Here is a 22,642-nt window from a genome sequence, read left to right as displayed (position 1 = left end):
CCGACGTTGACAGACAACATCCATCGACCGCGGCGTCGTGTCGACAGGGATGCTGCCGACAGGAATCAACGGTGAGCGTCGGTTGTCCTGCGCATGCGGCGATCCCGGAGCCGCAGTGACCCGACGGATATGGCCGGTGGCGTCCAGCGGATCAAGCCGCCCCCCGGCTTCCGGCAGCGGGCGCGCCGGGTTGCCGTGATGGCGCGGGATGCCGGCCCTGCGGCCGACGGATCGGTTCCGATGAGAGGCCGGCAGTCCGGAGCGTCCGGGGCCGGAGCGTCCGGGGCCGGTCGGTTCCCGCCCAGCCCTTCAGGCCGGGGGGAACCCTGGAAACGGAAAGGCCGGCGACAGGCGCCGGCCTTCCGGATCACTCGGCCGCAGCCGCCGGCTCTGCGCCGATTACGACGACCTTGCCACCCGCCTTCTCGACCGCCTCGACGGCGGCGGCAGAAGCCCCCGCCACCTCGAAGGTGACGGCAGCGGTGAGGGTGCCCTTCGCCAGCAGGCGGACACCGTCACGCGATGCCTTCACCAGCCCGGCCGCGCGCAGCACGTCCACCGTGACCGGGGCGCCCGTCTCCAGACGGCCCGCCTCGATGGCGGCCTGGATCTTGCCCAGGTTCACCACCGCGTAGTCCTTGGCGAAGATGTTGCGGAAGCCGCGCTTCGGCAGCCGGCGGTGCAAGGGCATCTGACCGCCCTCGAACCCCTTGATCGACACGCCGGTACGGGACTTCTGACCCTTCACGCCGCGGCCACCGGTCTTGCCCTTGCCGGACCCGATACCGCGCCCCACGCGCATCCGCTCTTTGCGGGCGCCGGGGTTGTCCTTCAGTTCATTCAACTTCATGGGAGCGTTCCTTCAAGCCGTATCGGGAAGGCCTCAGGAGGCCTTCTCGACGCGCACGAGGTGATGCACCTTGGCGATCATGCCCCGCACGGCCGGAGTATCCTCCAGCTCGCGCGTCCGGTGCAGCTTGTTCAGGCCGAGGCCGACCAGAGTGGCCCGCTGGTCGGACTTCCGACCGATCGGGCTGCCGATCTGTGTGACGACGATGGTGTTCTTCTCGCTCATGCCGCGGCCTCCTTGCTCTCGCCAGCGCCCGTCTCGCGCTTGCCGAGGATGTCGCTGACGCGGCGGCCGCGGCGGGCAGCGACGGCCCGCGGGCTGACGCAGCGGCTCAGCGCGTCGAACGTCGCCTTGATCATGTTGTGCGGGTTCGACGTGCCGACCGACTTGGTCACCACGTCGGCCACGCCCAGCGCCTCGAGGATCGCGCGCATCGGACCGCCGGCGATGATGCCGGTGCCCGGAGGAGCGGCCCGCAGCACGACCCGGCCGGCACCGAAGTGGCCGTACACGTCATGATGCAGGGTCCGGCCTTCCCGCAGGGGGACGCGGATCATGGAGCGCTTGGCCTGATCGGTGGCCTTGCGGATGGCCTCCGGAACCTCGCGCGCCTTGCCGGCGCCGACGCCAACGCGGCCCTTCGCGTCGCCCACGACCACCAGGGCAGCGAAGCCGAAGCGCCGGCCGCCCTTCACCACCTTCGCCACGCGGTTGATGCCGACGAGCTTTTCGACAAGCTCCTCACCATCCTCCCGCCGCTCGGCGCGGTCGCCGCCGCGCTCGCGCCGTTCGCCGCGGTCACGACCCCGGCGTTCCCGCTCGCCGCCCGCGGCTTCAGACTCGTTACGTGCCATGGTCGATACCCCTTAGAACTGCAGGCCGGCTTCGCGCGCGGCGTCGGCCAGAGCCTTCACCCGGCCATGGAACAGGTAGGCGCCACGGTCGAAGACGACCGCGGTGACGCCCTTCGCCGTGGCGCGCTCGGCGATGAGCTTGCCCACCGCCTTGGCCGCGTCGATATCGGCACCCGTCTTGAGGCCTTCGCGCAGATCCTTGTCCAGGCTCGACGCCGCGGCGAGCGTATGGCCCGCCGTGTCGTCGATGATCTGGGCATAGATGTGCTTGCTGGAGCGGAACACGGACAGACGCGGACGGCCGCTGCCGTACTTCTTGATCCGGGCCCGGACGCGCTGCTTGCGCCGCGCGTTGAGTTCGTTTTGCTTGCTCATGTCCCGCGCCCCTACTTCTTCTTGCCTTCCTTACGGATGATCACCTCGTTCTCGTACTTCACACCCTTGCCCTTGTAGGGCTCGGGCCCACGGAACGCGCGGATCTCCGCGGCCACCTGGCCGACCTGCTGCTTGTCCGTGCCACTCACCGACACCGAAGTCGGCTTATCGCACTTGATCGTGATCCCCTCGGGGATGGGGTACCGGATCTCATGGCTGTAGCCCAGGTTCAGGACCAGGTCCTTGCCCTGGACGGCAGCCTTGTAGCCGACGCCGTTGATCTCGAGGTTCTTGGTGAAGCCGTCATTGACGCCCTTCACCAGATTGAACACCAGGGTCCGCGCGGTGGCCCAGTTCTGGCGGGCGCGCTTGGTCTCGGTGCGGGGCTGCACGACGACCTTGCCATCCTCCATGGAGACGGCGATGTCGTCGATGAGGGACAGGCTGAGCTGACCCAGCTTGCCCTTGGCGGTGAGGTTCTGGCCGGCGACCGTGACGGTCACACCGGCCGGCACCGGAACCGGATGCTTGCCGATACGCGACATGTCCGTTCTCCTTAGAACACCTTGCAGAGGACCTCGCCGCCGACATTGGCAGCGCGGGCCTCCGCATCGGACATGACGCCCCGCGGCGTCGACAGGATCGCAATACCCAGCCCGTTGTAGACACGGGGCAGGTCGGCGATCTTCGAGTAGATGCGGCGGCCCGGCTTGGAGACGCGGTGGATCTCCTTAATCACAGGCTCGCCTTCATGGTACTTCAGCTCGATGCGCAGATTGCGCACACCGGGACGGACGTCCTCGACATTGTAGCCGCGGATGTAGCCCTCACGCTTCAGCACTTCCAGGACATTCGTGCGCAGCTTCGAGGCCGGGCTCGTGATGACCGACATACGGGCCTTCTGACCGTTCCGGATACGGGTCAGCATATCGCCCAGGGGATCGCTCAGGTTCATTACCCGACCCTCCTTACCAGCTCGACTTGGTCATGCCGGGGATCTGGCCCGTAGAGGCCAGCTCACGCAGCGTGACGCGGGAGAGACGGAACTTGCGATAGTAGGCGCGCGGGCGCCCCGTCAGCTCGCAGCGGTTCCGGATGCGGACCTTGCTGCCGTTGCGCGGCATCTCGGCCAGCTTCAGGACCGCCTGGAACCGCTCCTCCGGGGGGAGGGTGCGGTCGCGGGCGATGGCACGCAGCGCTTCGCGCTTCGGCGCCTGCTGCGCCACCATCTTGCGGCGGCGCTTGTTCTTCTCGACAGAGCTCTTCTTAGCCATGGTCTCGCTCCCGCCGCTCAGTTGCTGAACGGCATGTCGAAGCCCTTCAGGAGCGCCTTGGCCTCCTTGTCGGTCTTCGCCGTCGTCACGATGATGATGTCCATGCCCCGGACCTCGTCGACCTTGTCGTAGTCGATTTCCGGGAAGATCAACTGCTCCTTCAGGCCCATGGCGTAGTTGCCACGGCCATCGAAGCTGTTGCCGGGGATGCCGCGGAAGTCGCGGACACGCGGCAGGGCGATCGTCACCAGACGGTCGAGGAACTCGTACATGCGGTCGCGGCGCAGGGTGACCTTGCAGCCGATCGGCATGTTCTCGCGCAGCTTGAACTGGGCGATGGACTTGCGGGCGCGCGTCACAACGGGCTTCTGGCCGGTGATCGCGGTCAGATCGGCAACGGCGGACTGGATCTTCTTGCCGTCGCCGGCCGCTTCGCCGACGCCCATGTTGATGACGATCTTCTCGATGCGCGGCACTTCCATGTCGTTGGCGTAGTTGAACTCCGCCTTCAGACTCGGCCGGACCACGGTGTCGTAACGCTCTTTCAGTCGGGCAGCCATGGTCCGCCTCACAGGTCGATGATTTCGCCGGACGCCTTGGCGACGCGCACCTTGCGGCCGTCTTCGAGCGTCTTGAACCCCACGCGGGTCGGCTTGCTGGTCTTCGGGTCGATGTGCGCCACGTTGGACACGTGCAGCGCCGCCTCGATCTCGACAATGCCGCCCTGCTGGGTCGGGGTCGGGCGCTGGTGCTTCTTCACCAGATTGACGCCCCGCACCTTGACCCGGTTCTCCTTCGGCAGGACCTCGATGACCTCACCCGTCTTTCCCTTGTCCTTGCCGGTGAGGACGACCACGCGGTCGTTCTTGCGGATCTTCGCGGCCATCACAACACCTCCGGCGCCAGGGAAATGATCTTCATGTACTTCTTGGCGCGCAGCTCACGCGTCACCGGCCCGAAGATGCGGGTGCCGATCGGCTCGCCCTGCTTGTTGATGAGCACGGCCGCGTTGCGGTCGAAGCGGATGCAGGAGCCGTCTTCACGACGGATCTCCTTGGCGGTGCGGACGATGACGGCGCGATGCACGTCACCCTTCTTCACGCGGCCGCGCGGGATCGCCTCCTTCACCGAGACGACGATGATGTCGCCGACGGAGGCGAACCGGCGACCCGCGCCGCCCAGCACCTTGATGCACTGCACCCGGCGCGCGCCGCTGTTGTCCGCGACCTCCAGGTTGGTTTGCATCTGGATCATGGGATGATTTCCTTATGCTCAGCTTGCAGCGCCGGCCTCGGCGGCCGCGCCGGTAACCACGGTCCACCGCTTCCGCTTGGAGATCGGACGGCATTCCTCGATCTGGACGACATCGCCGATCTTGAACGCGTTCGCCTCGTCGTGGGCGGCATACTTCTTGGACTGCTTGATGAACTTCTTATAGACGGGGTGCATGACGCGGCGTTCTACCAAGACGATGACCGTCTTGTCGCCCTTGTCGCTCACCACCGTGCCCTGCAAAATACGCCGGGGCATAACAGGCTCCCCCTACTCAGGACGCGGGCTGAGCGGACCGGGTCCGCTCGCCCAGGATGGTCTTGATGCGCGCGATGTCGCGACGCACCTCCCGGACCCGCGCCGTGTTCTCCAACTGCCCGGAGGCGCGCTGGAAGCGCAGGTTGAACTGCTCCTTCTTGAGCTGGAGGAGCTGCTCGTTCAGCTCATCCGCGCTCTTGGTGCGAATGTCGGTGGCCTTCGTCATGCCTCACCTCCCTCACCCAGGCGGGTGATGAACCGCGTCTTGATCGGCAGCTTGGCAGCCGCCAGCTCGAAGGCGCGCTTGGCGAGGTCGAGCGGAACGCCGTCGACCTCGAACATGATACGACCCGGATGCACCCGGGCCGCCCAGAATTCGGGCGAACCCTTACCGGAGCCCATTCGGACTTCGGCCGGCTTGGTCGAGACCGGGAGGTCGGGGAAAATCCGGATCCAGACCCGCCCCTGACGCTTCAGGTGGCGGGTGATGGCCCGGCGCGCGCTCTCGATCTGGCGCGCGGTGACGCGCATCGGCTCCACGGCCTTCAGGCCGTAGGCACCGAAATTGAGGGAGGTACCGCCCTTGGCCGTGCCGTGGATACGGCCCTTGTGGGCCTTGCGGTACTTGGTACGCTTCGGACTCAGCATGGCAATCGCCTTTCGTATCCCTGCCAGTATCCGACCGGTCAGCGGGCCGGCGCCTGCTCCATGGCGCGCTTGTCCTGCGCCATGGGGTCGTGCGCCAGGATCTCACCCTTGAACACCCAGACCTTCACGCCGCAGGTGCCGTAGGTGGTCTTGGCCGTGGCCGTCCCGTAGTCGATGTCGGCGCGGAGGGTGTGCAGCGGCACGCGGCCTTCGCGGTACCACTCCAGACGCGCGATCTCCGCCCCGCCCAGACGGCCGGAGCAGTTGATCCGGATGCCCTGGGCGCCCAGACGCATGGCCGACTGCACGGCGCGCTTCATGGCGCGACGGAAGGCGACACGGCGCTCGAGCTGGCTGGCGATGTTCTCGGCGATCAGCCGGGCGTCGAGTTCCGGCTTGCGGATCTCGACGATGTTCAGGCTGACCTCACCGCCGGCCATGGTGCCCAGCGTACCGCGCAGCTTCTCGATGTCGGCGCCCTTCTTGCCGATCACCACACCCGGACGGGCCGTGTGGATGGTGACGCGGGCCTTCTTGGCCGGCCGCTCGATGACGATGCGGGACACGCCGGCAGCCTGCAGCTTGCCCTGCAGGAACTTGCGCAGCTTCAGATCCTGGTGCAGCAGCACCGCATAGTCGCGCGCGGCGAACCAGCGGCTGTCCCAGGTCCGGTTGATGCCGAGCCGCAGCCCGACGGGATTGACTTTCTGACCCATTACTCGGCGGCCTCCTGGACCGGCTCGTCGGCGCGCTCACGCACCACCACGGTGAGATTGCTGAACCACTTCTCGACGCGGGCGCCGCGACCGCGGGCCCGGGCGTGGAAGCGCTTCATCACCAGGGCACGGCCCACGGTGGCGTGGGACACGTACAGCCGGTCGACGTCGAGCTGATGGTTGTTTTCGGCGTTGGCGATGGCCGACTGCAACACCTTCTTCACCTCGCCGGCGACACGCCGCTTGGAGAAGGTGAGCAGGGCCAGCGCCTCACCGGCCGCCTTTCCCCGGATCAGCTGCGCGACCAGGTTCAGCTTACGCGGGCTCGACCGGATCAACCGGGCGAAGGCCTGGGCCTCGTTTTCGGAGAGGCGCCGCTCTGCCGCTGGCTTGCCCATGTTACTTCCTCTTCGCCTTCTTGTCGGCCGCGTGGCCGTAGAACGTCCGCGTCGGCGAGAACTCTCCGAACTTGTGACCGATCATGTTCTCGGTCACCAGCACCGGCAGGAACTTCTGGCCGTTGTACACCCCGAAGGTGAGGCCCACGAACTGCGGCAGGATGGTGGAGCGGCGCGACCAGATCTTGATGATCTCGTTGCGGCCCGACGCGCGCGCCTTCTCTGCCTTCTTCAACAGGTAGCCGTCAACGAACGGCCCCTTCCAGACGGAACGGGTCACGGCTCCACTCCTTACTTCGCACGACGACGGATGATGAACTTGTCCGTCGCCTTGTTTTGACGCGTCTTCTTACCCTTGGTCGGCTTGCCCCACGGGGTGACCGGGTGGCGGCCGCCGGACGTGCGGCCTTCGCCGCCGCCGTGCGGGTGGTCGATCGGGTTCATGACCACGCCGCGGACGGACGGGCGACGCCCGAGCCAGCGGTTGCGGCCGGCCTTGCCGATCACGACGTTGGCCTGGTCCGGGTTCGAAACCGCGCCGATGGTGGCGAAGCATTCCCCGCGGACGACGCGCAGCTCGCCCGAGGGCAGCTTGAGCTGGGCGTAGCCCTGGTCGCGGCCGACGAGCTGCAGGTAGGTACCGGCGGCGCGCGCCAACTGCCCGCCCTTGCCCGGCTTCAGCTCGACATTGTGCACGATGGTGCCGACCGGGATGTTCCGCAGCGGCATGGCGTTGCCCGGCTTCACGTCGACCTTCTCACCGGAGACGACGGTGTCGCCGGCCTTCAGCCGCTGCGGCGCCAGGATGTAGGCCAGGGTGCCGTCCGTGTACCGGATCAGGGCGATGAACGCCGTCCGGTTCGGATCGTACTCCAGCCGCTCCACGGTCGCCGGCATGTCCGGCTTCATGCGGCGCTTGAAGTCCACCAGGCGGTAGCGGCGCTTGTGGCCACCACCCATGCGGCGCGCGGTGATGCGGCCGGTGTTGTTGCGGCCGCCGGAGCCGGTGAGGCCCTCGGTCAAAGCCTTGACGGGCTTGCCCTTCCACAGCTCCGAGCGGTCGACCAGCACAAGCTGGCGCAGGCTCGGCGTGATGGGACGGAACGTCTTCAATGCCATCGCTCTACCCTCACACGCCCGTCGTCACGTCGATCGTCTGTCCCTCGGCGAGGGTGACGACGGCCTTCTTGTAGTCCGACCGGCGGTAGACAGTGCCGCGGAAGCGCTTGGTCTTGCCCTTGACCACGACGGTGTTGACCGCCGTGACCTTGACCTTGAACACGCCCTCGACCGCCGCCTTGATCTCCGGCTTGGAGGCATCCAGGGGCACCTTGAAGGTGACCTGGTTGTGCTCCGAGCCCATGGTGGCCTTCTCGGTGATGACAGGAGCGAGGATCAGATCGTACATCCGCTCCTGGCTCACCGTCGGCTTCGTCGTGGTCTTGCTCATTTCAGGCGGGCCTCCAGCTGCTCGACCGCGTTGCGGGTGAGCACCAGCACATCGCGACGCAGGATGTCGTAGACGTTGGCCCCCTGCTCCGGCAGCACATCCAGGTGCGGGATGTTGCGGGCAGCCCGCACGAACGTCTCGTCCAGGTTGGCGCCATCGATGATCAGGGCGGAGGTCAGCCCCAGCGTCTTGAGCTGGGCGGCCAGCGCCTTCGTCTTGTGCGTGTCGGCCTTGGCGGCCTCCAGCACGAAGAGCTTGCCCTCGGCGGCCTTGGTCGACAGGGCGGTCTTCAGGGCCAGCTTGCGGACCTTCTTGGTCAGATCGTGCTCATGGCTGCGCACGACCGGCCCGAAGATGCGCGCGCCGCCGCGGAACTGCGGCGAGCGGGTCGAGCCCTGGCGGGCGCGGCCGGTGCCCTTCTGGCGCCACGGCTTCTTCGTGGTGCCGGCGATCTCGCTGATGCCCTTGGTCTTGTGCGTGCCCTGCCGGCGCTTGGCGAGCTGCCACAGCACCATGCGGGTCAGAATGTCCTGCCGGGTCGGCAGGCCGAAGACCTCGTCAGCCAGCTCGATCTCGCCGACCGTCTCGTTGTTCAGGTTCTTGACCGTCGTCTTCATGATGCTCAGCCCTCCTGCGCGGCAGGAGTATCGGCCGCCGGCGCGCGGATCGCGCCCGGGAACGGCGCGCCGTCCGGCAGCTTCTTCTTCACGGCGTCCCGGATCAGGACCCAGCCGCCCTCGTGGCCGGGGATCGCGCCCTTGACCAGGATCAGGCCACGCTCGACGTCCACCTGAACGACCTTCAGGTTCTGCACGGTGACCTTCTCGACGCCGTAGTGACCGGCCATCTTCTTGTTCTTGAAGGTCTTGCCGGGGTCCTGACGGCCGCCGGTCGAACCGTGGCTGCGGTGCGACACGGACACGCCGTGGGTCGCGCGCAGACCGCCGAAGTTCCAGCGCCGCATCGGACCCGTGAAGCCACGGCCGATGGTGGTGCCCGTCACATCGACGAACTGACCGGGGACGAAGTGGTCGGCCGTGATCTCGGCGCCCACCTCGATCAGCGCGTCGGGGGTCACCCGGAACTCGACGAGCTTCTTCTTCGGCTCGACCTTGGCGCGGGCGAACTGCTCACGCTGGGCCTTGGCGACGTTCTTCACCTTGGCCTTGCCGGCGCCGAGCTGCAGGGCGGTATAGCCGTCCCGGTCCTCGGTCCGCTGAGCGACCACCTGCACCTGGTCCAATTTCAGCACAGTCACCGGAACGTGCTCGCCCTCGTCCGTGAAGACGCGGGTCATGCCCAGTTTCTGCGCGATCAATCCGGATCGCATCGTCTTTCTTCTCCTACTGCGGGACGTCCTCTGTGGGAGAGGTCCCGTACGCCACATTCACTCAGATCTTGATCTCGACGTCGACGCCGGCGGCGAGGTCGAGCTTCATCAGCGCATCCACGGTCTGCGGCGTCGGATCGACGATGTCCAGCAGACGCTTGTGGGTGCGGATCTCGAACTGCTCACGCGACTTCTTGTCGATGTGCGGGCTGCGGTTGACCGTGAACTTCTCGATCTGCGTCGGAAGCGGGATCGGACCGCGAACCCGGGCACCGGTCCGCTTGGCGGTGTTGACGATCTCGCTCGTGCTCTGGTCGAGCACGCGGTGATCGAACGCCTTCAGGCGGATCCGGATGTTCTGGCTTTCCATCTTCGATACCCTTCTTCGGGGCGGCGCCGGGCGATCCCGGCGCCGTCCACCATTCCCGGCTGTTACTCGATGATCTTGGAGACGACGCCGGCGCCGACGGTGCGGCCGCCCTCGCGGATGGCGAAGCGCAGGCCCTCGTCCATGGCGATCGGGGCGATCAGCTCGACCCGGATGCGGACGTTGTCGCCCGGCATCACCATCTCCGTGCCCTCCGGCAGGGTCACCATGCCGGTCACGTCGGTGGTGCGGAAGTAGAACTGCGGCCGGTAGTTCGTGAAGAACGGCGTGTGACGCCCGCCCTCGTCCTTGGTCAGGATGTAGGTCTCGGCCTCGAACTTCGTGTGCGGGGTGATCGAGCCCGGCTTCGCCAGAACCTGACCGCGCTCCACATCCTCGCGCTTCGTGCCGCGCAGCAGCGCACCGATGTTGTCGCCAGCCTCGCCCTGGTCGAGCAGCTTGCGGAACATCTCAACGCCGGTCACCGTCGTCTTCACCGTCGGCTTCATGCCGACGATCTCGACTTCCTCACCGACCTTGATCACCCCGCGCTCGACGCGCCCCGTCACCACCGTGCCACGGCCGGAGATCGAGAAAACGTCCTCGATCGGCATCAGGAACGGACGGTCCTTCGGACGCTCCGGCTGCGGAATGTAGGCGTCAACATGGCGCATCAGCTCGAGGATCGCCTGCTCGCCGATCTCCGGGTTCCGGTCCTCCAGCGCGCACAGCGCAGAGCCCTTCACCACCGGAATGTCGTCGCCCGGAAAACCGTAGGACGACAGAAGCTCACGGACCTCAAGCTCCACAAGCTCGACCAGCTCAGGATCCGCCATGTCCATCTTGTTCAGGAACACGACCAGGGCCGGAACACCAACCTGACGCGCCAGAAGAATGTGCTCGCGCGTCTGCGGCATCGGGCCGTCAGCCGCCGAAACCACCAGAATCGCACCGTCCATCTGCGCCGCGCCCGTGATCATGTTCTTCACGTAGTCGGCGTGGCCCGGGCAGTCCACGTGCGCGTAGTGCCGGTTCGTCGTCTCGTACTCAACGTGCGCCGTCGAAATCGTGATACCGCGCGCCTTCTCTTCAGGCGCCTTGTCGATCTGGTCGTACGCCGTGAACGTGGCTCCGCCCGTCTTCGCCAGCACCTTCGTGATCGCCGCCGTCAGCGACGTCTTGCCGTGGTCGACGTGACCGATCGTCCCGACATTGCAGTGCGGCTTCGTCCGCTCGAATTTTGCCTTCGCCATGGCTCTCTCGTCCTTCTTTGATCCCGTGGGCGCCCAGTGATCCGGTTAAGACCCTTCAGGCCATCTTGGCGCGGATCGTATCCGCGACGGCCTGCGGCACCTGCTCATAGTGGTCGAACTGCATCGTATACTGCGCACGCCCCTGGCTCATGGAGCGCAGGGTGTTGACATAACCGAACATGTTGGCCAGGGGGACCATGGCCTCGATGACGCGCGCGTTGCCGCGCTGGTCCATGCCGGTGATCTGCCCGCGCCGACTGTTCAGATCGCCGATGATGTCGCCCATGTAATCCTCGGGCGTCACCACCTCGACCTGCATGATCGGCTCCAGCAGGGCCGGCCTGGCCTTCTGCACGCCTTCCCGGAACGCCGCACGGCTGGCGATCTCGAACGCCAGCACCGAGCTGTCCACGTCGTGGTAGGCACCGTCCACCAGATCGACCCGGAAGTCGATCACCGGGAAACCGGCGACGACGCCGCTGTCCTTGGACGACTCCAGACCCTTCTGCACACCGGGGACGAATTCCTTCGGTACCGTTCCGCCGACGACCTTGTTCTCGAAGCGGAAGCCCTCGCCGGGCTTCAGCGGCTCGAACACCAGCTTCACCCGCGCGAACTGGCCCGACCCGCCGGTCTGCTTCTTGTGGGTGTAGTCCACCTCGGCGCGCTGCGTGATCGTCTCGCGGTAGGCGACCTGCGGCGCGCCGACATTGGCGTCCACCTTGAACTCACGGCGCATGCGGTCGACGATGATCTCCAGGTGCAGCTCGCCCATGCCCTTGATCACCGTCTGCCCGCTTTCGGGATCGACGGCGACACGGAAGGACGGGTCCTCGGCGGCCAGCCGTTGCAGCGCCGTGGACATCTTCTCCTGGTCAGCCTTCGTCTTCGGCTCGACCGCCACCTCGATCACCGGCTCGGGGAACTCCATCCGCTCCAGCACGATCGGGTGCGCAGGATCGCACAGCGTGTCGCCGGTGGTCGTCCCCTTGAGGGCCGCCAGCGCCACGATGTCGCCCGCGAAGCACTCCTTGATCTCTTCCCGGGAGTTGGCGTGCATCAGCAGCATACGGCCGACGCGCTCGCGCTCACCCTTGCCAGCGTTCAGTACGTAGGACCCACCCTGCAGCGCGCCCGAATAGACCCGGACGAAAGTCAGCGTGCCGACGAACGGGTCGTTCATGATCTTGAACGCCAGCGCCGAGAACGGCGCCGCATCGTCGGTCGGCCGCACGTCCGCCACCCCGTCCAGGGTGACGCCGCGCACGGCCTCGATGTCCTTCGGCGACGGCAGATAATCCACCACCGCGTCCAGCATCGGCTGCACGCCCTTGTTCTTGAAGGCGGAGCCGCAGAGCACCGGAACCAGCCGCAGGGCGATGGTGCCCTTGCGGATCAGGGCCCGCAGGGTCGCCTCGTCCGGTTCCCGGCCTTCCAGGAAGGCTTCGGTCGCGGCATCGTCCAGTTCGACCGCCTGCTCGACCAGACGCGCCCGGTATTCGGCCGCCTGGGCGCGCATGCCCTCGGGGATCTCGGTCTCGTAGAACTCGGCCCCGAGCGTCTCGGCCTTCCAGATGACGGCCTTCATCTTCACCAGGTCGATCACGCCGGCGAAGTCGGCCTCCACGCCCAGCGGGAGCTGCAACACGGCAGCGTTCGCCCCCAGCCGCTCGCGGATCATCTCGACGGTGCGGAAGAAATCCGCCCCGATCCGGTCCATCTTGTTGACGAAGCACATGCGCGGAACGCGGTACTTGTCCGCCTGCCGCCACACGGTCTCCGACTGCGGTTCCACACCTGCGACACTGTCGAACACCGCGATCGCACCATCGAGCACCCGCAGGCTGCGCTCCACCTCGATGGTGAAGTCGACGTGGCCCGGGGTGTCGATGATGTTGATGCGGTGTTCGCGCCAGAAGCAGGTCGTCGCCGCCGAGGTAATGGTGATCCCGCGCTCCTGCTCCTGCTCCATCCAGTCCATCGTCGCGGTGCCTTCATGCACCTCGCCGATCCTGTACGACTTTCCTGTGTAGTACAGGATGCGCTCGGTCGTCGTCGTCTTGCCGGCATCGATGTGCGCGGCAATGCCGATGTTCCGATAGCAGTCGAGTGGATGGGAGCGGGACATTGCGTTCTCTGCGCCGACCAACCCGGTCGGACGGGATTGCGGGATCAGCCGGTTACCAGCGGTAGTGCGAGAAGGCCTTGTTCGCCTCGGCCATGCGGTGCGTGTCCTCGCGCTTCTTCACCGCCGTGCCGCGCTGGTTGGCGGCGTCCAGCAGCTCGGCGGAGAGGCGCTCGGTCATGGTGTCCTCGGACCGGCCGCGGGCGGCGGAGATGATCCAGCGGATCGCCAGGGCCTGGGCACGCTCGGAGCGGACCTCGACCGGGACCTGGTAGGTCGCACCGCCGACGCGGCGGGAGCGGACCTCAAGGTACGGACGGACGTTGTTCAGCGCGTCATGGAAGAGCTGCAGAGCGTTCTGCTTCGCCTTCGCCTCGATCCGGTCCAGCGCCCCGTAGACGATGGACTCGGCGACGGACTTCTTGCCGTCATACATGAGGCAGTTCATGAACTTCGTCAGCACGACATCGCCGAACTTGGCGTCGGGCAGAACTTCGCGCTTCTCGGCCTTGCGACGACGAGACATCTGAAAATCTCCTTACTTCGGACGCTTCGCGCCGTAGAGCGAGCGGCGCTGCCTGCGGTCCTTCACGCCCTGCGTGTCGAGCACGCCGCGGATGATGTGGTAACGCACGCCGGGAAGGTCCTTCACGCGGCCGCCACGGATCATGACGACCGAGTGCTCCTGGAGGTTATGGCCCTCGCCGGGGATGTAGCTGATCACCTCGTAGCCGTTGGTGAGCCGGACGCGCGCGACCTTGCGGAGCGCCGAGTTCGGCTTCTTCGGCGTAGTGGTGTAGACGCGCGTGCAGACGCCGCGCTTCTGCGGGCACTCCTGGAGCGCCGGAACCTTGTCGCGAGCCACAAGCGGCGCACGGGGCTTGCGGATCAACTGGTTGATCGTCGGCATCTACCGCCCTTTACTTTGTCCCCAGACGGGGGTGTTTCCCATATTCACAGGCCCGATTCCTGCCGAACGACGAAAACACCCGCATGCGAAGCGAACCAGCCTCGCGCGGGCATCTGTCGAACGCCGTCCGAACAAGGACTCGGGGTCGGCTATCTCACTTTTTCGGGGGGTCCGCGCGGATACGTTCCACGGGCACGGGGCACCGGAACGTCCGTTGGGGCAGCGTCTAGCCCGCCCGAGCCACCGCGGTCTGCGGATGGCCGGGACGGCCTACAGCCTGCCCCCCGAAAACGGTCCGCGGAATATATTGGGGTGACAGGGGGGCGTCAAGCGCAACCGGGGCCGCACGCCGCCGTTTTCCGCAGGGGTCGCCGCACGGCGACGCAGGGCTCCGGCCCGGGTTCCGATCCAGCGGCGGCGCGGTTTTCCCGGGCAGTTCCGGCTTGTCCGGAACGGGGTCCGCCACACCCGAAGGGAGGTCGGCGGCACGCCAAGAATCCATGTCCCCGCCCTTCTCCTACCCGATGGCGGATGCCGGGTCCAGTCCGCGACGGCGTTCCCCCACCCGGCGGCCCGTCCTGCGGACGCCCCGGGGTCCCGAGTCCGCCGGCACCGCCCGCGGGTCAGGCATGATCACGACCGCACGGCACGGCATGGCACGCGGGCGCGATCCGCATTATATAGCGCCGGTTTCCAGCAGAGTGACCGCCCCATGTCAGAGACCGCCGCCCCGGCCGCCAAGACCCTGGCCCCCGCCCCCAAGGTGGGCATCGTTTCCCTCGGCTGCCCGAAGGCGCTGGTGGACAGCGAGCGCATCCTCACCAAGCTGCGCTCGGAGGGGTACGAGATCTCCGGCTCCTACGACGGGGCCGACGTCGTCCTGGTGAACACCTGCGGCTTCCTGGACAGCGCCAAGACCGAGAGCCTGGACGCCATCGGCGAGGCGATCAAGGAGAACGGCCGGGTCATCGTCACCGGCTGCCTGGGCAAGGATGCCGAGCTGATCCGGGAGACCCACCCGCAGGTGCTGGCCGTCACCGGTCCGCACCAGTACGAGCAGGTCGTAGCCGCCGTGCATGACGTGGTGCCGCCGCGGCACGACCCGTACCTGGATCTGGTGCCGCCCCAGGGACTGCGGCTGACGCCGCGGCACTACGCCTATCTGAAGATTTCCGAGGGCTGCAACAACCGCTGCACCTTCTGCATCATCCCCTCCATCCGCGGCGACCTGGTCAGCCGGCCGGCCAATCTGGTGCTGGCCGAGGCGGAGAAGCTGGTGAAGGCCGGCGTCAAGGAACTGCTGGTGGTGTCGCAGGACACCTCGGCCTACGGGGTGGACCTGAAATACGCGGAGTCGCGCCACCGCAACCGCCCTGTCCGCGCCCGCTTCCTGGATCTCTGCCAGGAACTGGGACAGCTCGGCGCCTGGGTGCGGCTGCACTATGTCTACCCGTACCCGCATGTGGACGAGGTCATCCCCCTGATGGCCGAGGGCAAGGTCCTGCCCTACCTGGACATCCCCTTCCAGCACGCCTCCCCGCGGGTGCTGAAGGCCATGCGCCGCCCCGCCGACCACGAGCGCATCCTGGAGCGGATCAAGGGCTGGCGGGCCGGCTGTCCCGACCTGACCCTGCGCTCCACCTTCATCGTCGGCTTCCCCGGCGAGACGGAGGAGGACTTCCAGTTCCTGCTGGACTGGCTGACGGAGGCGCAGATCGACCGGCTGGGCTGCTTCCAGTACGAGCCGGTGACCGGCGCCAAGGCCAACGGGATTCCGGGAGCCGTGCCCGATGAAGTCAAGGAAGAGCGCTGGCACCGGCTGATGCAGCACCAGCAGGCGATCAGCGACGCCCGCATGCAGGCCAGGATCGGGCGGAGCATCGAGGTGCTGATCGACGAAGTGGACGAGGACGGCGCCACCGGCCGGTCCTGGGCCGACGCGCCGGAGATCGACGGCAACGTCTTCCTGAACGGGGAGACGGACCTGAAGCAGGGCGATCTGGTCAAGGCCACCGTCTTCGCCACCGACGCCTACGACGCCTGGGCCGAACGCGACTGACCCGCCAGAGTCACGGGATCGCCCAGAGTTACGGGCTCGCAGAAAAAAGCGCCCGGCCGCGGGGTCGGCAGCGAGCGCGCGCAGGCGGAGACACTGCGGCGCAACGACCCCGTGGCCGGGCGCGGACGCCCGGCCGGCAGCGTCGGACCCGGTGGGGCTGCGGCGTGGCGCCCGCCCGCCGCACCCCCGGTCTCCTGGCCTCGACGCCGCCGGCCGTCGCGGCGGCACGGAACTCCGGAACAGCCCGGGCGGACCGGCACGCGGAGGCTCCTCAGGACCTGGGCTCCTTCAGGCCCCGATCACCGCGACCGTCCCGCGGCCCGCAGGCCCCCTTGTAATGCGATCCATTATCATTTGCAATCCCTCTCCCCTCGTCCGCCCCGACCGCAGGCGGAAAGGGCTTCGGGGCGGAAGGCGGATGATGGCGCATCAGCGTGACAGGACGCGCTGAATCTCGGTCCGCATGTCTCTTCCCACCCCGTACACCCCCGCAAGCCCGGACCAGCGCGCCACCCCTCCGCGCACTTCGTCCAGGATGCTGGCCATCTGACGGTCCTTCAGCCCATGCCGCCGCCCCAGGGCCAGCATGTGCTCCACCGTCGGCTGCCGGGCTTCCCCCTCCACGTCCAGATAATGCTCCCCCCCGGGCCCGCGGGAGAAAGTCAGGTCGTAGGCAGGGGCCAGCCGCCAGCGCCCCTGCCGGTCCATCAGATAGCTGTGCTGGCGGGTATGGTCGTCGCGGTTGTGGGCCAGAACATTGAACACCATGCGCCGGAATGCCATCGCCACATCCGCTGCGGATCGCGTGAGGGCGAGCGTGGCGCGCAGAAAGGTGTCGTAGCTGGCTGCGGTCACGCCATAGGGCGCCTCCAGTGCAGCGCACAGGGACAGCATGTGCAGCCGTCCACCGCCCGGCACCCGATCGAAGCGCCGCGTAGCGAAATAGCCCGCCCCCCTCTCCGCAGGGATCAGCCGGCACTCGGCCATCTCCAGCCCCGCGGCGGTCGCCATCTCCGCATAGACCATTTCGATCGGGCCGATATCCTCCGGGTCCTCGGTCGCGCGGAATTTGACGATCCAGGGCTCTGCCTCGCCGGGCAGATCGCCCTCCCCGCAGACAATCCGGCCCGTGCCATCGAAGCCCACATGCACCTTCGGCCGGGCGCCTCCAGAACTGCCTCCCAGCCTGGCCAGAATCTCGATCAGGTCGCTCTCGCTGCCCTCCAGGACCGCCGCAGCCCCGGCGGCAAGCTGATCAAGGTCGAAACCGCCGTCACCCCCATCATCGGGAGCGATGGCGGGTTCATAGACCAGCGCCCCCCGACCGCCAGCGCCCACCAGGGCAAGCAGGTCCACAGGATCCAGATCGTCGATCCGGATACCGGCACGGGCCAGCCGGCGGTGGAGCACCAGCCGTCCCCACCCATCGGGCAGACTGTCCGCGAACACACCGTGCAGCCCCCCGAAATGCCGCGTGCGGGCGGGATGCAGGCCGGGTCCTGCCGGATAGCGTAGCGGGTCGATCTGCACGCCGGTCGCTCCGAACTCCGGCGCAAACTCCAGGGTCGCTGTCCCGCGGAGAGCCGCCAACCGGCCAACGGCGAGGCTCTCCGCGGCGGACCAGCGCAGGGAGACGGTCAGCGGGGTTCCAGGCTTCAGGCGCATTCATCCGCCCCCTTGCGGCGCCGTGGGGCGCGCCGGGGTCCGGGCGCGGTCTGCTTCAGGGCCTCGTTCAGGGTTGCGTACTCCGGGGCCGGGAAAAGCTCCAGCAGCGCGTCCTCCGCCCGTAGCGCGATGGCGGTGCGGACGATATCGGCGAAGGAGACCTGGCCTGTAGCCTCCAGCCGCCGGTAGGTGGAGAAGCTGACGCCGGCGCGCTCGGCCAGAACCGACTGGCTCAAGCCTCGGGCGAGCCGGAGGGTCCGGACGCGCTCACCGACCCGGCGGCAGATCTCGGGCGCCGTGTAGAGCATTGCTCAACCATGAACAGTTAATACGCTCTCGGAGCCATAATAGCTCATTAAAGAGCAATTATATAGGCCTGTTCAGAGAGCAGCGCGGACCGCCCGCCCTGCCGAACCGGGATCGGCCGATCGTCGTCGATCCAGAGACCGGAAAGAAAAAGGGCCGCCCCTCGCGGGACGGCCCTTCGTCAATGCTGTGGACAGGGGCGGCCTCAGGCCGCGGCCTCGCCGCCATCCGCCAGGGCGGGCGTTTCGTCCACCCCGTCGGCAAGCTGGAGCGCCTTGTCGCGCTCGGCCGCGATCTGCTTGAGCCGGTTGACCACGGAGCCCGTGCCCGCCGGGATGAGCCGGCCGACGATGACGTTCTCCTTGAGGCCTTCCAGGTTGTCCACCTTGCCCTGCACCGCGGCTTCGGTGAGGACGCGGGTGGTCTCCTGGAACGACGCGGCCGAGATGAACGACCGGGTCTGCAACGAGGCCTTGGTGATGCCCTGCAGCACCGGCTTGGCGATGGCGAAGCGCAGATCCTGCTCGCCCTCGTTCATCCGCTGCTGGACCAGCCGGTTCTCCTCCTCGAACTCCGTGCGGTCCACCTGCTCGCCGGCGAGCAGGGTGGTGTCGCCCGGGTCCGTGATCTCGACCTTCTGGAGCATCTGGCGGACGATCACTTCGATGTGCTTGTCGTTGATCTTCACGCCCTGCAGTCGATAGACGTCCTGGATCTCGTTGATGAGATAGTTCGCCAGGCTCTCGACCCCCATGACGGCCAGGATGTCGTGCGGCACCGGGTTGCCGTCCATCAGCAGGTCGCCCTTCTGGACATAGTCACCCTCCTGCACGGAGATGTGCTTGCCCTTCGGGATCAGGTACTCCTTCTCCTCGCCCGTCTCGTCGTTGCGGACGACGATACGGCGCTTGGTCTTGTAGTCCTTGCCGAACTCCACCCGGCCGTCGATGTCCGAGATGATGGCGAAGTCCTTCGGACGGCGCGCCTCGAACAGCTCGGCCACACGCGGCAGACCGCCGGTGATGTCGCGGGTCTTGGAGCTTTCGCGCGGGATACGCGCCAGCACGTCGCCGGCCCGGACCCTCGCCCCGTTCTCCACCGACAGGATGGCGTCCACGCTCATGTAGTAGCGTGCCTCCAGCCCGTTCGGCAGCTTCACCACCTCGCCCGTCTCGTCGCGCAGGGTGATGCGCGGACGCAGGTCCGCGCCGCGCGGCTGCTGGCGCCAGTCGGTCACGACCTTGGAGCTGATGCCCGTCGCCTCGTCGACGACCTCGCGGACAGACACGCCCTCCACCAGATCGACGTAGTTGGCGATACCCTCCCTCTCCGTGAGGATCGGCAGGGTGTACGGGTCCCACTCGGCCAGACGGTCGCCCTTCTTGATCATCGCCCCGTCGGCCGCCAGCGCCTTGTTCAGCTTGGCACCGTAGGGGACACGATGGCGCGCCCGCTCGCGGCCCTGCTCGTCGAGCAGCGCCAGTTCGCAGTTGCGCCCCATGACCACCGGCACGCCCTCGGAGTTCATCACGAGGTTGCGGTTCTTCACCATCACCTTGGCGTCCAGGGTCGCCTCGATGAAGGACTGCTCCGCACCGCGCTGGGCGGCGCCGCCGATGTGGAAGGTACGCATGGTGAGCTGCGTGCCCGGCTCGCCGATCGACTGCGCGGCGATGACACCCACGGCCTCGCCCATGTTGACCCGGGTACCGCGGGCGAGGTCACGCCCGTAGCACTGGGCACAGACGCCGTCGCGGGTCTCGCAGGTCAGCACCGAACGGATGTGGACGCTGTCGATGCCGGCACGCTCGATCACCTCGACCTCGCGCTCGGTGATCATGTCGCCGGCCGCGACCAGCATCTCGCCCGTCAGCGGGTGGATGATGTCCACCGACACGGTACGGCCGAGGATGCGCTCGCCCAGCGGCACCACGATCTCGCCGCCGTCGATGACAGCCTTCATGGTGATGCCGCGGGTGGTGCCGCAGTCATTCTCGACGATGATCGCGTCCTGGGCCACGTCGACGAGACGGCGGGTCAGGTAGCCCGAGTTCGCCGTCTTCAGCGCCGTGTCGGCCAGACCCTTACGGGCGCCGTGCGTGGAGTTGAAGTACTCCAGCACGGTCAGGCCTTCCTTGAAGTTCGAGATGATCGGCGTCTCGATGATCTCGCCCGACGGCTTGGCCATCAGGCCGCGCATGCCGGCGAGCTGCTTGATCTGGGCCGCCGAACCGCGCGCACCGGAGTGGGCCATCATGTAGACGGAGTTCACCCCGAAGCCGGGCTTCGGCTGCTCGATCACCTTCATCATCGCCGAGGCGACCTTCTCGGTCGTCTCCGACCAGACGTCCACCACCTTGTTGTACTTCTCGCCCTGGGTGATCAGGCCGTCGAGGTACTGCTGCTCGTACTCCTTCACCCGGTCCTGCGCCTCGCGGATCAGGATCTCCTTCTCGGCCGGGATGACCATGTCGTCCTTGCCGAAGGAGATGCCGGCCTTGAAGGCGTTGGAGAAGCCCAGCTTCATCAGCCGGTCGGCGAAGATCACCGTCTCCTTCTGGCCGCAGTGGCGGTAGACGACGTCGATGATGTTGCCGATCTCCTTCTTGGTGAGGAGTCGGTTGATCAGGTCGAACTTGATCGCCTTGTGGCGCGGCAGGATCTCGGACAGCAGCATGCGGCCCGGGGTCGTCGTCACGCGCACGGTGATCGGATTGCCTTCGTCGTCCACCGTCTTGTAGCGGCACTGGATCTTGGCGTGCAGGCTGACCGCCTTGGAGGCGAGCGCGTGCTCGATCTCCCCGATGGTGCCGAAGGCCATGCCCTCGCCGACCATGCCCGGCAGTTCCATCGTGATGTAGTAGAGACCCAGCACGATGTCCTGGCTGGGCACGATGATCGGCCGGCCCGAGGCGGGCGACAGGATGTTGTTCGTGGACATCATCAGGACGCGCGCCTCCAACTGGGCCTCAAGGCTCAGCGGGACGTGCACGGCCATCTGGTCGCCGTCGAAATCCGCGTTGAAGGCGGTGCAGACCAGCGGATGGAGCTGGATCGCCTTGCCCTCGATCAGGGTCGGCTCGAACGCCTGGATGCCGAGGCGGTGCAGCGTGGGCGCCCGGTTCAGCATGACCGGATGCTCGCGGATGACCTCCTCCAGGATGTCCCAGACCTCCGGCCGCTCCTTCTCCACCATGCGCTTGGCCGCCTTGATGGTGGAGGCGAGGCCGTACAGTTCCAGCTTGGCATAGATGAAGGGCTTGAACAGCTCCAGCGCCATCTTCTTCGGCAGGCCGCACTGGTGCAGCTTCAGCTCCGGACCGACGACGATGACCGAACGGCCGGAATAATCGACGCGCTTGCCCAGCAGGTTCTGACGGAAGCGGCCCTGCTTGCCCTTCAGCATGTCGCTGATGGACTTCAGGGGACGCTTGTTCGCCCCGGTGATGACGCGGCCACGGCGGCCGTTGTCGAACAGCGCGTCGACGGCCTCCTGCAGCATGCGCTTCTCGTTGCGCACGATGATGTCCGGCGCCTTCAGCTCGATCAGCCGCTTCAGACGGTTGTTGCGGTTGATGACGCGCCGGTACAGGTCGTTCAGGTCGGACGTGGCGAAGCGGCCGCCATCCAGCGGCACCAGCGGGCGCAGCTCGGGCGGGATGACCGGCACGACTTCCAGGATCATCCATTCCGGACGGGTCGCGTCCGGGAAGATCTTGAACAGCGGGCGGGCGTCCGGCCGCTCGATCCGCTCCTTGTAGCCCTCGAAGCGCTCATAGGCGGCGACATCCTCGACCTCCTGCGACGGGCCGAGGAACGCTTCGATCAGCTTCAGGCGCTTGACCAGCTTCTTGCGCTTGGCCTCGCTGGCGGTCTCCTTCAGCTCCTCGCGGCAGGTGGCCTTCTCCTCGATCAGGTCGAGGTTGGCCAGGAGGTCCTTCATGGCCTCCGCGCCGATCTTGGCGGTGAAGGCGTCCTCGCCGAACTTGTCCTGCTTGTCCAGGAGCTGGTCCTCGGACAAGAGCTCATGGAGCTTCAGGTCGGTCAGACCCGGCTCGATGACGACGTAGTTCTCGAAATAGAGGATCCGCTCCAGATCCTTCAGGGTCATGTCGAGCAGCAGGCCGATGCGCGACGGCAGGCTCTTCAGGAACCAGATGTGCGCGACGGGCGAGGCCAGCTCGATGTGCCCCATGCGCTCGCGGCGCACCTTGGACAGGGTGACCTCGACGCCGCACTTCTCGCAGATGATGCCCCGGTACTTCATGCGCTTGTACTTGCCGCACAAGCACTCGTAATCCTTGATCGGACCGAAGATGCGGGCGCAGAACAGGCCGTCGCGCTCCGGCTTGAAGGTCCGGTAGTTGATCGTCTCGGGCTTCTTGATCTCACCGAAGGACCAGGAGCGGATGCGCTCCGGGCTGGCGATCGAAATGCGGATCTGATCGAAGCTCTGCGGCCCCTGCGGCTGGCCGAAGATGTTCATCAATTCGTTCATGTGCCGTCTCCCCTCGGGGTGGGCTGAGCGCCCT

General features: G+C 66.9%; 29 protein-coding genes. 1 reads left to right on the top strand and 28 read right to left on the bottom strand.

Annotated features, from left to right (window positions below; translation table 11 throughout):
- Nucleotides 1–367: 367 nt before the first annotated feature.
- The 25 genes from rplO to rpsL form a co-directional block, all read right to left on the bottom strand.
- Entirely contained in the window at nucleotides 368–850 is a 483-nt protein-coding gene (gene rplO / locus RC1_RS03450; protein WP_012565952.1) for a 50S ribosomal protein L15, read from the bottom strand.
- A gap of 33 nt (nucleotides 851–883) precedes the next feature.
- Nucleotides 884–1,075 (bottom strand): 50S ribosomal protein L30, encoded by a 192-nt coding sequence (gene rpmD, locus RC1_RS03445; protein ID WP_012565951.1) that lies wholly within the window; start codon nucleotides 1,073–1,075, stop codon nucleotides 884–886.
- A complete protein-coding gene (gene rpsE / locus RC1_RS03440) occupies nucleotides 1,072–1,704 on the bottom strand; it encodes a 30S ribosomal protein S5 (RefSeq protein ID WP_012565950.1) in 633 nt (210 codons plus the stop codon). Before rpsE ends, rpmD begins: the two co-directional genes overlap by 4 nt.
- 12 nt (nucleotides 1,705–1,716) lie before the next feature.
- On the bottom strand, nucleotides 1,717–2,079 hold the full coding sequence (rplR, locus tag RC1_RS03435) for a 50S ribosomal protein L18 (RefSeq protein ID WP_012565949.1): 363 nt from the start codon (nucleotides 2,077–2,079) through the stop codon (nucleotides 1,717–1,719).
- Between the two features lie 11 nt (nucleotides 2,080–2,090).
- The gene (gene rplF / locus RC1_RS03430; RefSeq protein WP_012565948.1) at nucleotides 2,091–2,624 is read right to left on the bottom strand and encodes a 50S ribosomal protein L6; all 534 of its coding nucleotides are present in this window, start codon (nucleotides 2,622–2,624) and stop codon (nucleotides 2,091–2,093) included.
- Between the two features lie 11 nt (nucleotides 2,625–2,635).
- Nucleotides 2,636–3,034 (bottom strand): 30S ribosomal protein S8, encoded by a 399-nt coding sequence (gene rpsH / locus RC1_RS03425; protein ID WP_012565947.1) that lies wholly within the window; start codon nucleotides 3,032–3,034, stop codon nucleotides 2,636–2,638.
- Nucleotides 3,035–3,047: 13 nt separating this feature from the next.
- Nucleotides 3,048–3,353, bottom strand: coding sequence for a 30S ribosomal protein S14 (gene rpsN / locus RC1_RS03420; RefSeq protein ID WP_012565946.1), 306 nt, complete (start codon nucleotides 3,351–3,353; stop codon nucleotides 3,048–3,050).
- A 17-nt stretch (nucleotides 3,354–3,370) separates the two neighbouring features.
- Entirely contained in the window at nucleotides 3,371–3,913 is a 543-nt protein-coding gene (gene rplE / locus RC1_RS03415) for a 50S ribosomal protein L5 (protein WP_012565945.1), read from the bottom strand.
- An 8-nt stretch (nucleotides 3,914–3,921) separates the two neighbouring features.
- Entirely contained in the window at nucleotides 3,922–4,239 is a 318-nt protein-coding gene (gene rplX, locus RC1_RS03410; RefSeq protein WP_012565944.1) for a 50S ribosomal protein L24, read from the bottom strand.
- The gene (gene rplN, locus RC1_RS03405) at nucleotides 4,239–4,607 is read right to left on the bottom strand and encodes a 50S ribosomal protein L14 (protein ID WP_012565943.1); all 369 of its coding nucleotides are present in this window, start codon (nucleotides 4,605–4,607) and stop codon (nucleotides 4,239–4,241) included. The genes rplX and rplN overlap by 1 nt, the downstream gene beginning before the upstream one ends.
- Nucleotides 4,608–4,625: 18 nt before the next feature.
- Nucleotides 4,626–4,883 carry a 30S ribosomal protein S17 gene (gene rpsQ, locus RC1_RS03400; RefSeq protein WP_012565942.1) on the bottom strand — a complete coding sequence of 86 codons (258 nt, stop codon included), beginning with the start codon at nucleotides 4,881–4,883 and terminating at the stop codon, nucleotides 4,626–4,628.
- A 16-nt stretch (nucleotides 4,884–4,899) separates the two neighbouring features.
- Nucleotides 4,900–5,109, bottom strand: a complete 210-nt coding sequence (gene rpmC / locus RC1_RS03395) for a 50S ribosomal protein L29 (protein ID WP_012565941.1) — start codon at nucleotides 5,107–5,109, stop codon at nucleotides 4,900–4,902.
- Complete coding sequence (gene rplP, locus RC1_RS03390; RefSeq protein WP_012565940.1) at nucleotides 5,106–5,531, bottom strand: 50S ribosomal protein L16; 426 nt, start codon at nucleotides 5,529–5,531, stop codon at nucleotides 5,106–5,108. Before rplP ends, rpmC begins: the two co-directional genes overlap by 4 nt.
- 38 nt (nucleotides 5,532–5,569) lie before the next feature.
- Nucleotides 5,570–6,247 carry a 30S ribosomal protein S3 gene (rpsC, locus tag RC1_RS03385; RefSeq protein ID WP_012565939.1) on the bottom strand — a complete coding sequence of 226 codons (678 nt, stop codon included), beginning with the start codon at nucleotides 6,245–6,247 and terminating at the stop codon, nucleotides 5,570–5,572.
- Nucleotides 6,247–6,645: a 50S ribosomal protein L22 gene (gene rplV / locus RC1_RS03380; RefSeq protein ID WP_012565938.1), complete on the bottom strand. Its 399-nt coding sequence runs from the start codon at nucleotides 6,643–6,645 to the stop codon at nucleotides 6,247–6,249. The genes rpsC and rplV overlap by 1 nt, the downstream gene beginning before the upstream one ends.
- A gap of 1 nt (nucleotide 6,646) precedes the next feature.
- Complete coding sequence (rpsS, locus tag RC1_RS03375) at nucleotides 6,647–6,925, bottom strand: 30S ribosomal protein S19 (protein WP_012565937.1); 279 nt, start codon at nucleotides 6,923–6,925, stop codon at nucleotides 6,647–6,649.
- Between the two features lie 11 nt (nucleotides 6,926–6,936).
- A complete protein-coding gene (rplB, locus tag RC1_RS03370; protein WP_012565936.1) occupies nucleotides 6,937–7,764 on the bottom strand; it encodes a 50S ribosomal protein L2 in 828 nt (275 codons plus the stop codon).
- A gap of 10 nt (nucleotides 7,765–7,774) precedes the next feature.
- A complete protein-coding gene (locus RC1_RS03365) occupies nucleotides 7,775–8,095 on the bottom strand; it encodes a 50S ribosomal protein L23 (protein WP_012565935.1) in 321 nt (106 codons plus the stop codon).
- On the bottom strand, nucleotides 8,092–8,712 hold the full coding sequence (rplD, locus tag RC1_RS03360) for a 50S ribosomal protein L4 (protein WP_012565934.1): 621 nt from the start codon (nucleotides 8,710–8,712) through the stop codon (nucleotides 8,092–8,094). Before rplD ends, RC1_RS03365 begins: the two co-directional genes overlap by 4 nt.
- 5 nt (nucleotides 8,713–8,717) lie before the next feature.
- Nucleotides 8,718–9,425: a 50S ribosomal protein L3 gene (gene rplC, locus RC1_RS03355; protein WP_012565933.1), complete on the bottom strand. Its 708-nt coding sequence runs from the start codon at nucleotides 9,423–9,425 to the stop codon at nucleotides 8,718–8,720.
- Between the two features lie 61 nt (nucleotides 9,426–9,486).
- Nucleotides 9,487–9,795, bottom strand: a complete 309-nt coding sequence (gene rpsJ / locus RC1_RS03350) for a 30S ribosomal protein S10 (protein WP_012565932.1) — start codon at nucleotides 9,793–9,795, stop codon at nucleotides 9,487–9,489.
- 62 nt (nucleotides 9,796–9,857) lie between these two features.
- Entirely contained in the window at nucleotides 9,858–11,045 is a 1,188-nt protein-coding gene (gene tuf / locus RC1_RS03345; RefSeq protein WP_012565917.1) for an elongation factor Tu, read from the bottom strand.
- A 55-nt stretch (nucleotides 11,046–11,100) separates the two neighbouring features.
- Nucleotides 11,101–13,173, bottom strand: coding sequence for an elongation factor G (gene fusA, locus RC1_RS03340; RefSeq protein WP_012565931.1), 2,073 nt, complete (start codon nucleotides 13,171–13,173; stop codon nucleotides 11,101–11,103).
- A 52-nt stretch (nucleotides 13,174–13,225) separates the two neighbouring features.
- A complete protein-coding gene (gene rpsG, locus RC1_RS03335; RefSeq protein WP_012565930.1) occupies nucleotides 13,226–13,696 on the bottom strand; it encodes a 30S ribosomal protein S7 in 471 nt (156 codons plus the stop codon).
- 12 nt (nucleotides 13,697–13,708) lie between these two features.
- Complete coding sequence (rpsL, locus tag RC1_RS03330) at nucleotides 13,709–14,080, bottom strand: 30S ribosomal protein S12 (protein WP_012565929.1); 372 nt, start codon at nucleotides 14,078–14,080, stop codon at nucleotides 13,709–13,711.
- 712 nt (nucleotides 14,081–14,792) lie between these two features.
- On the opposite strand from rpsL, the gene rimO reads away from it, so the two are divergent.
- The gene (gene rimO, locus RC1_RS03325) at nucleotides 14,793–16,139 is read left to right on the top strand and encodes a 30S ribosomal protein S12 methylthiotransferase RimO (protein WP_012565928.1); all 1,347 of its coding nucleotides are present in this window, start codon (nucleotides 14,793–14,795) and stop codon (nucleotides 16,137–16,139) included.
- 429 nt (nucleotides 16,140–16,568) lie between these two features.
- Here rimO and RC1_RS03320 read toward each other — a convergent pair whose 3' ends face one another.
- The 3 genes from RC1_RS03320 to rpoC form a co-directional block, all read right to left on the bottom strand.
- On the bottom strand, nucleotides 16,569–17,804 hold the full coding sequence (locus RC1_RS03320; RefSeq protein WP_012565927.1) for a type II toxin-antitoxin system HipA family toxin: 1,236 nt from the start codon (nucleotides 17,802–17,804) through the stop codon (nucleotides 16,569–16,571).
- Entirely contained in the window at nucleotides 17,795–18,112 is a 318-nt protein-coding gene (locus RC1_RS03315; RefSeq protein WP_012565926.1) for a helix-turn-helix domain-containing protein, read from the bottom strand. Before RC1_RS03315 ends, RC1_RS03320 begins: the two co-directional genes overlap by 10 nt.
- 203 nt (nucleotides 18,113–18,315) lie before the next feature.
- Nucleotides 18,316–22,608: a DNA-directed RNA polymerase subunit beta' gene (gene rpoC, locus RC1_RS03310; RefSeq protein ID WP_012565925.1), complete on the bottom strand. Its 4,293-nt coding sequence runs from the start codon at nucleotides 22,606–22,608 to the stop codon at nucleotides 18,316–18,318.
- Nucleotides 22,609–22,642: the final 34 nt, after the last annotated feature.

Source organism: Rhodospirillum centenum SW (genome assembly GCF_000016185.1).
GTDB lineage: Bacteria > Pseudomonadota > Alphaproteobacteria > Azospirillales > Azospirillaceae > Rhodocista > Rhodocista centena.
This window is presented reverse-complemented; position numbering and strand designations above follow the sequence as displayed.

Bases quoted from the DNA above. Each gene is read 5' to 3' on its own strand.
- rpsG (WP_012565930.1), bottom strand. From the start codon at position 13,696: ATGTCTCGTCGTCGCAAGGCCGAGAAGCGCGAAGTTCTGCCCGACGCC.
- rpsN (WP_012565946.1), bottom strand. From the start codon at position 3,353: ATGGCTAAGAAGAGCTCTGTCGAGAAGAACAAGCGCCGCCGCAAGATG.
- rplE (WP_012565945.1), bottom strand. From the start codon at position 3,913: ATGGCTGCCCGACTGAAAGAGCGTTACGACACCGTGGTCCGGCCGAGT.
- rplD (WP_012565934.1), bottom strand. From the start codon at position 8,712: ATGAAGACGACGGTCAAGAACCTGAACAACGAGACGGTCGGCGAGATC.
- rpsC (WP_012565939.1), bottom strand. From the start codon at position 6,247: ATGGGTCAGAAAGTCAATCCCGTCGGGCTGCGGCTCGGCATCAACCGG.
- rimO (WP_012565928.1), top strand. From the start codon at position 14,793: ATGTCAGAGACCGCCGCCCCGGCCGCCAAGACCCTGGCCCCCGCCCCC.
- RC1_RS03320 (WP_012565927.1), bottom strand. From the start codon at position 17,804: ATGCGCCTGAAGCCTGGAACCCCGCTGACCGTCTCCCTGCGCTGGTCC.
- rpmC (WP_012565941.1), bottom strand. From the start codon at position 5,109: ATGACGAAGGCCACCGACATTCGCACCAAGAGCGCGGATGAGCTGAAC.
- tuf (WP_012565917.1), bottom strand. From the start codon at position 11,045: ATGGCGAAGGCAAAATTCGAGCGGACGAAGCCGCACTGCAATGTCGGG.
- rpmD (WP_012565951.1), bottom strand. From the start codon at position 1,075: ATGAGCGAGAAGAACACCATCGTCGTCACACAGATCGGCAGCCCGATC.
- rplR (WP_012565949.1), bottom strand. From the start codon at position 2,079: ATGAGCAAGCAAAACGAACTCAACGCGCGGCGCAAGCAGCGCGTCCGG.
- rplP (WP_012565940.1), bottom strand. From the start codon at position 5,531: ATGCTGAGTCCGAAGCGTACCAAGTACCGCAAGGCCCACAAGGGCCGT.
- fusA (WP_012565931.1), bottom strand. From the start codon at position 13,173: ATGTCCCGCTCCCATCCACTCGACTGCTATCGGAACATCGGCATTGCC.
- RC1_RS03315 (WP_012565926.1), bottom strand. From the start codon at position 18,112: ATGCTCTACACGGCGCCCGAGATCTGCCGCCGGGTCGGTGAGCGCGTC.
- rplB (WP_012565936.1), bottom strand. From the start codon at position 7,764: ATGGCATTGAAGACGTTCCGTCCCATCACGCCGAGCCTGCGCCAGCTT.
- RC1_RS03365 (WP_012565935.1), bottom strand. From the start codon at position 8,095: ATGAGCAAGACCACGACGAAGCCGACGGTGAGCCAGGAGCGGATGTAC.
- rpsJ (WP_012565932.1), bottom strand. From the start codon at position 9,795: ATGGAAAGCCAGAACATCCGGATCCGCCTGAAGGCGTTCGATCACCGC.
- rplC (WP_012565933.1), bottom strand. From the start codon at position 9,425: ATGCGATCCGGATTGATCGCGCAGAAACTGGGCATGACCCGCGTCTTC.
- rplF (WP_012565948.1), bottom strand. From the start codon at position 2,624: ATGTCGCGTATCGGCAAGCATCCGGTTCCGGTGCCGGCCGGTGTGACC.
- rpsL (WP_012565929.1), bottom strand. From the start codon at position 14,080: ATGCCGACGATCAACCAGTTGATCCGCAAGCCCCGTGCGCCGCTTGTG.
- rplN (WP_012565943.1), bottom strand. From the start codon at position 4,607: ATGATCCAGATGCAAACCAACCTGGAGGTCGCGGACAACAGCGGCGCG.
- rpsQ (WP_012565942.1), bottom strand. From the start codon at position 4,883: ATGCCCCGGCGTATTTTGCAGGGCACGGTGGTGAGCGACAAGGGCGAC.
- rplV (WP_012565938.1), bottom strand. From the start codon at position 6,645: ATGGGCAAGCCAGCGGCAGAGCGGCGCCTCTCCGAAAACGAGGCCCAG.
- rplX (WP_012565944.1), bottom strand. From the start codon at position 4,239: ATGGCCGCGAAGATCCGCAAGAACGACCGCGTGGTCGTCCTCACCGGC.
- rpsH (WP_012565947.1), bottom strand. From the start codon at position 3,034: ATGAACCTGAGCGATCCCCTGGGCGATATGCTGACCCGTATCCGGAAC.
- rpoC (WP_012565925.1), bottom strand. From the start codon at position 22,608: ATGAACGAATTGATGAACATCTTCGGCCAGCCGCAGGGGCCGCAGAGC.
- rpsE (WP_012565950.1), bottom strand. From the start codon at position 1,704: ATGGCACGTAACGAGTCTGAAGCCGCGGGCGGCGAGCGGGAACGCCGG.
- rplO (WP_012565952.1), bottom strand. From the start codon at position 850: ATGAAGTTGAATGAACTGAAGGACAACCCCGGCGCCCGCAAAGAGCGG.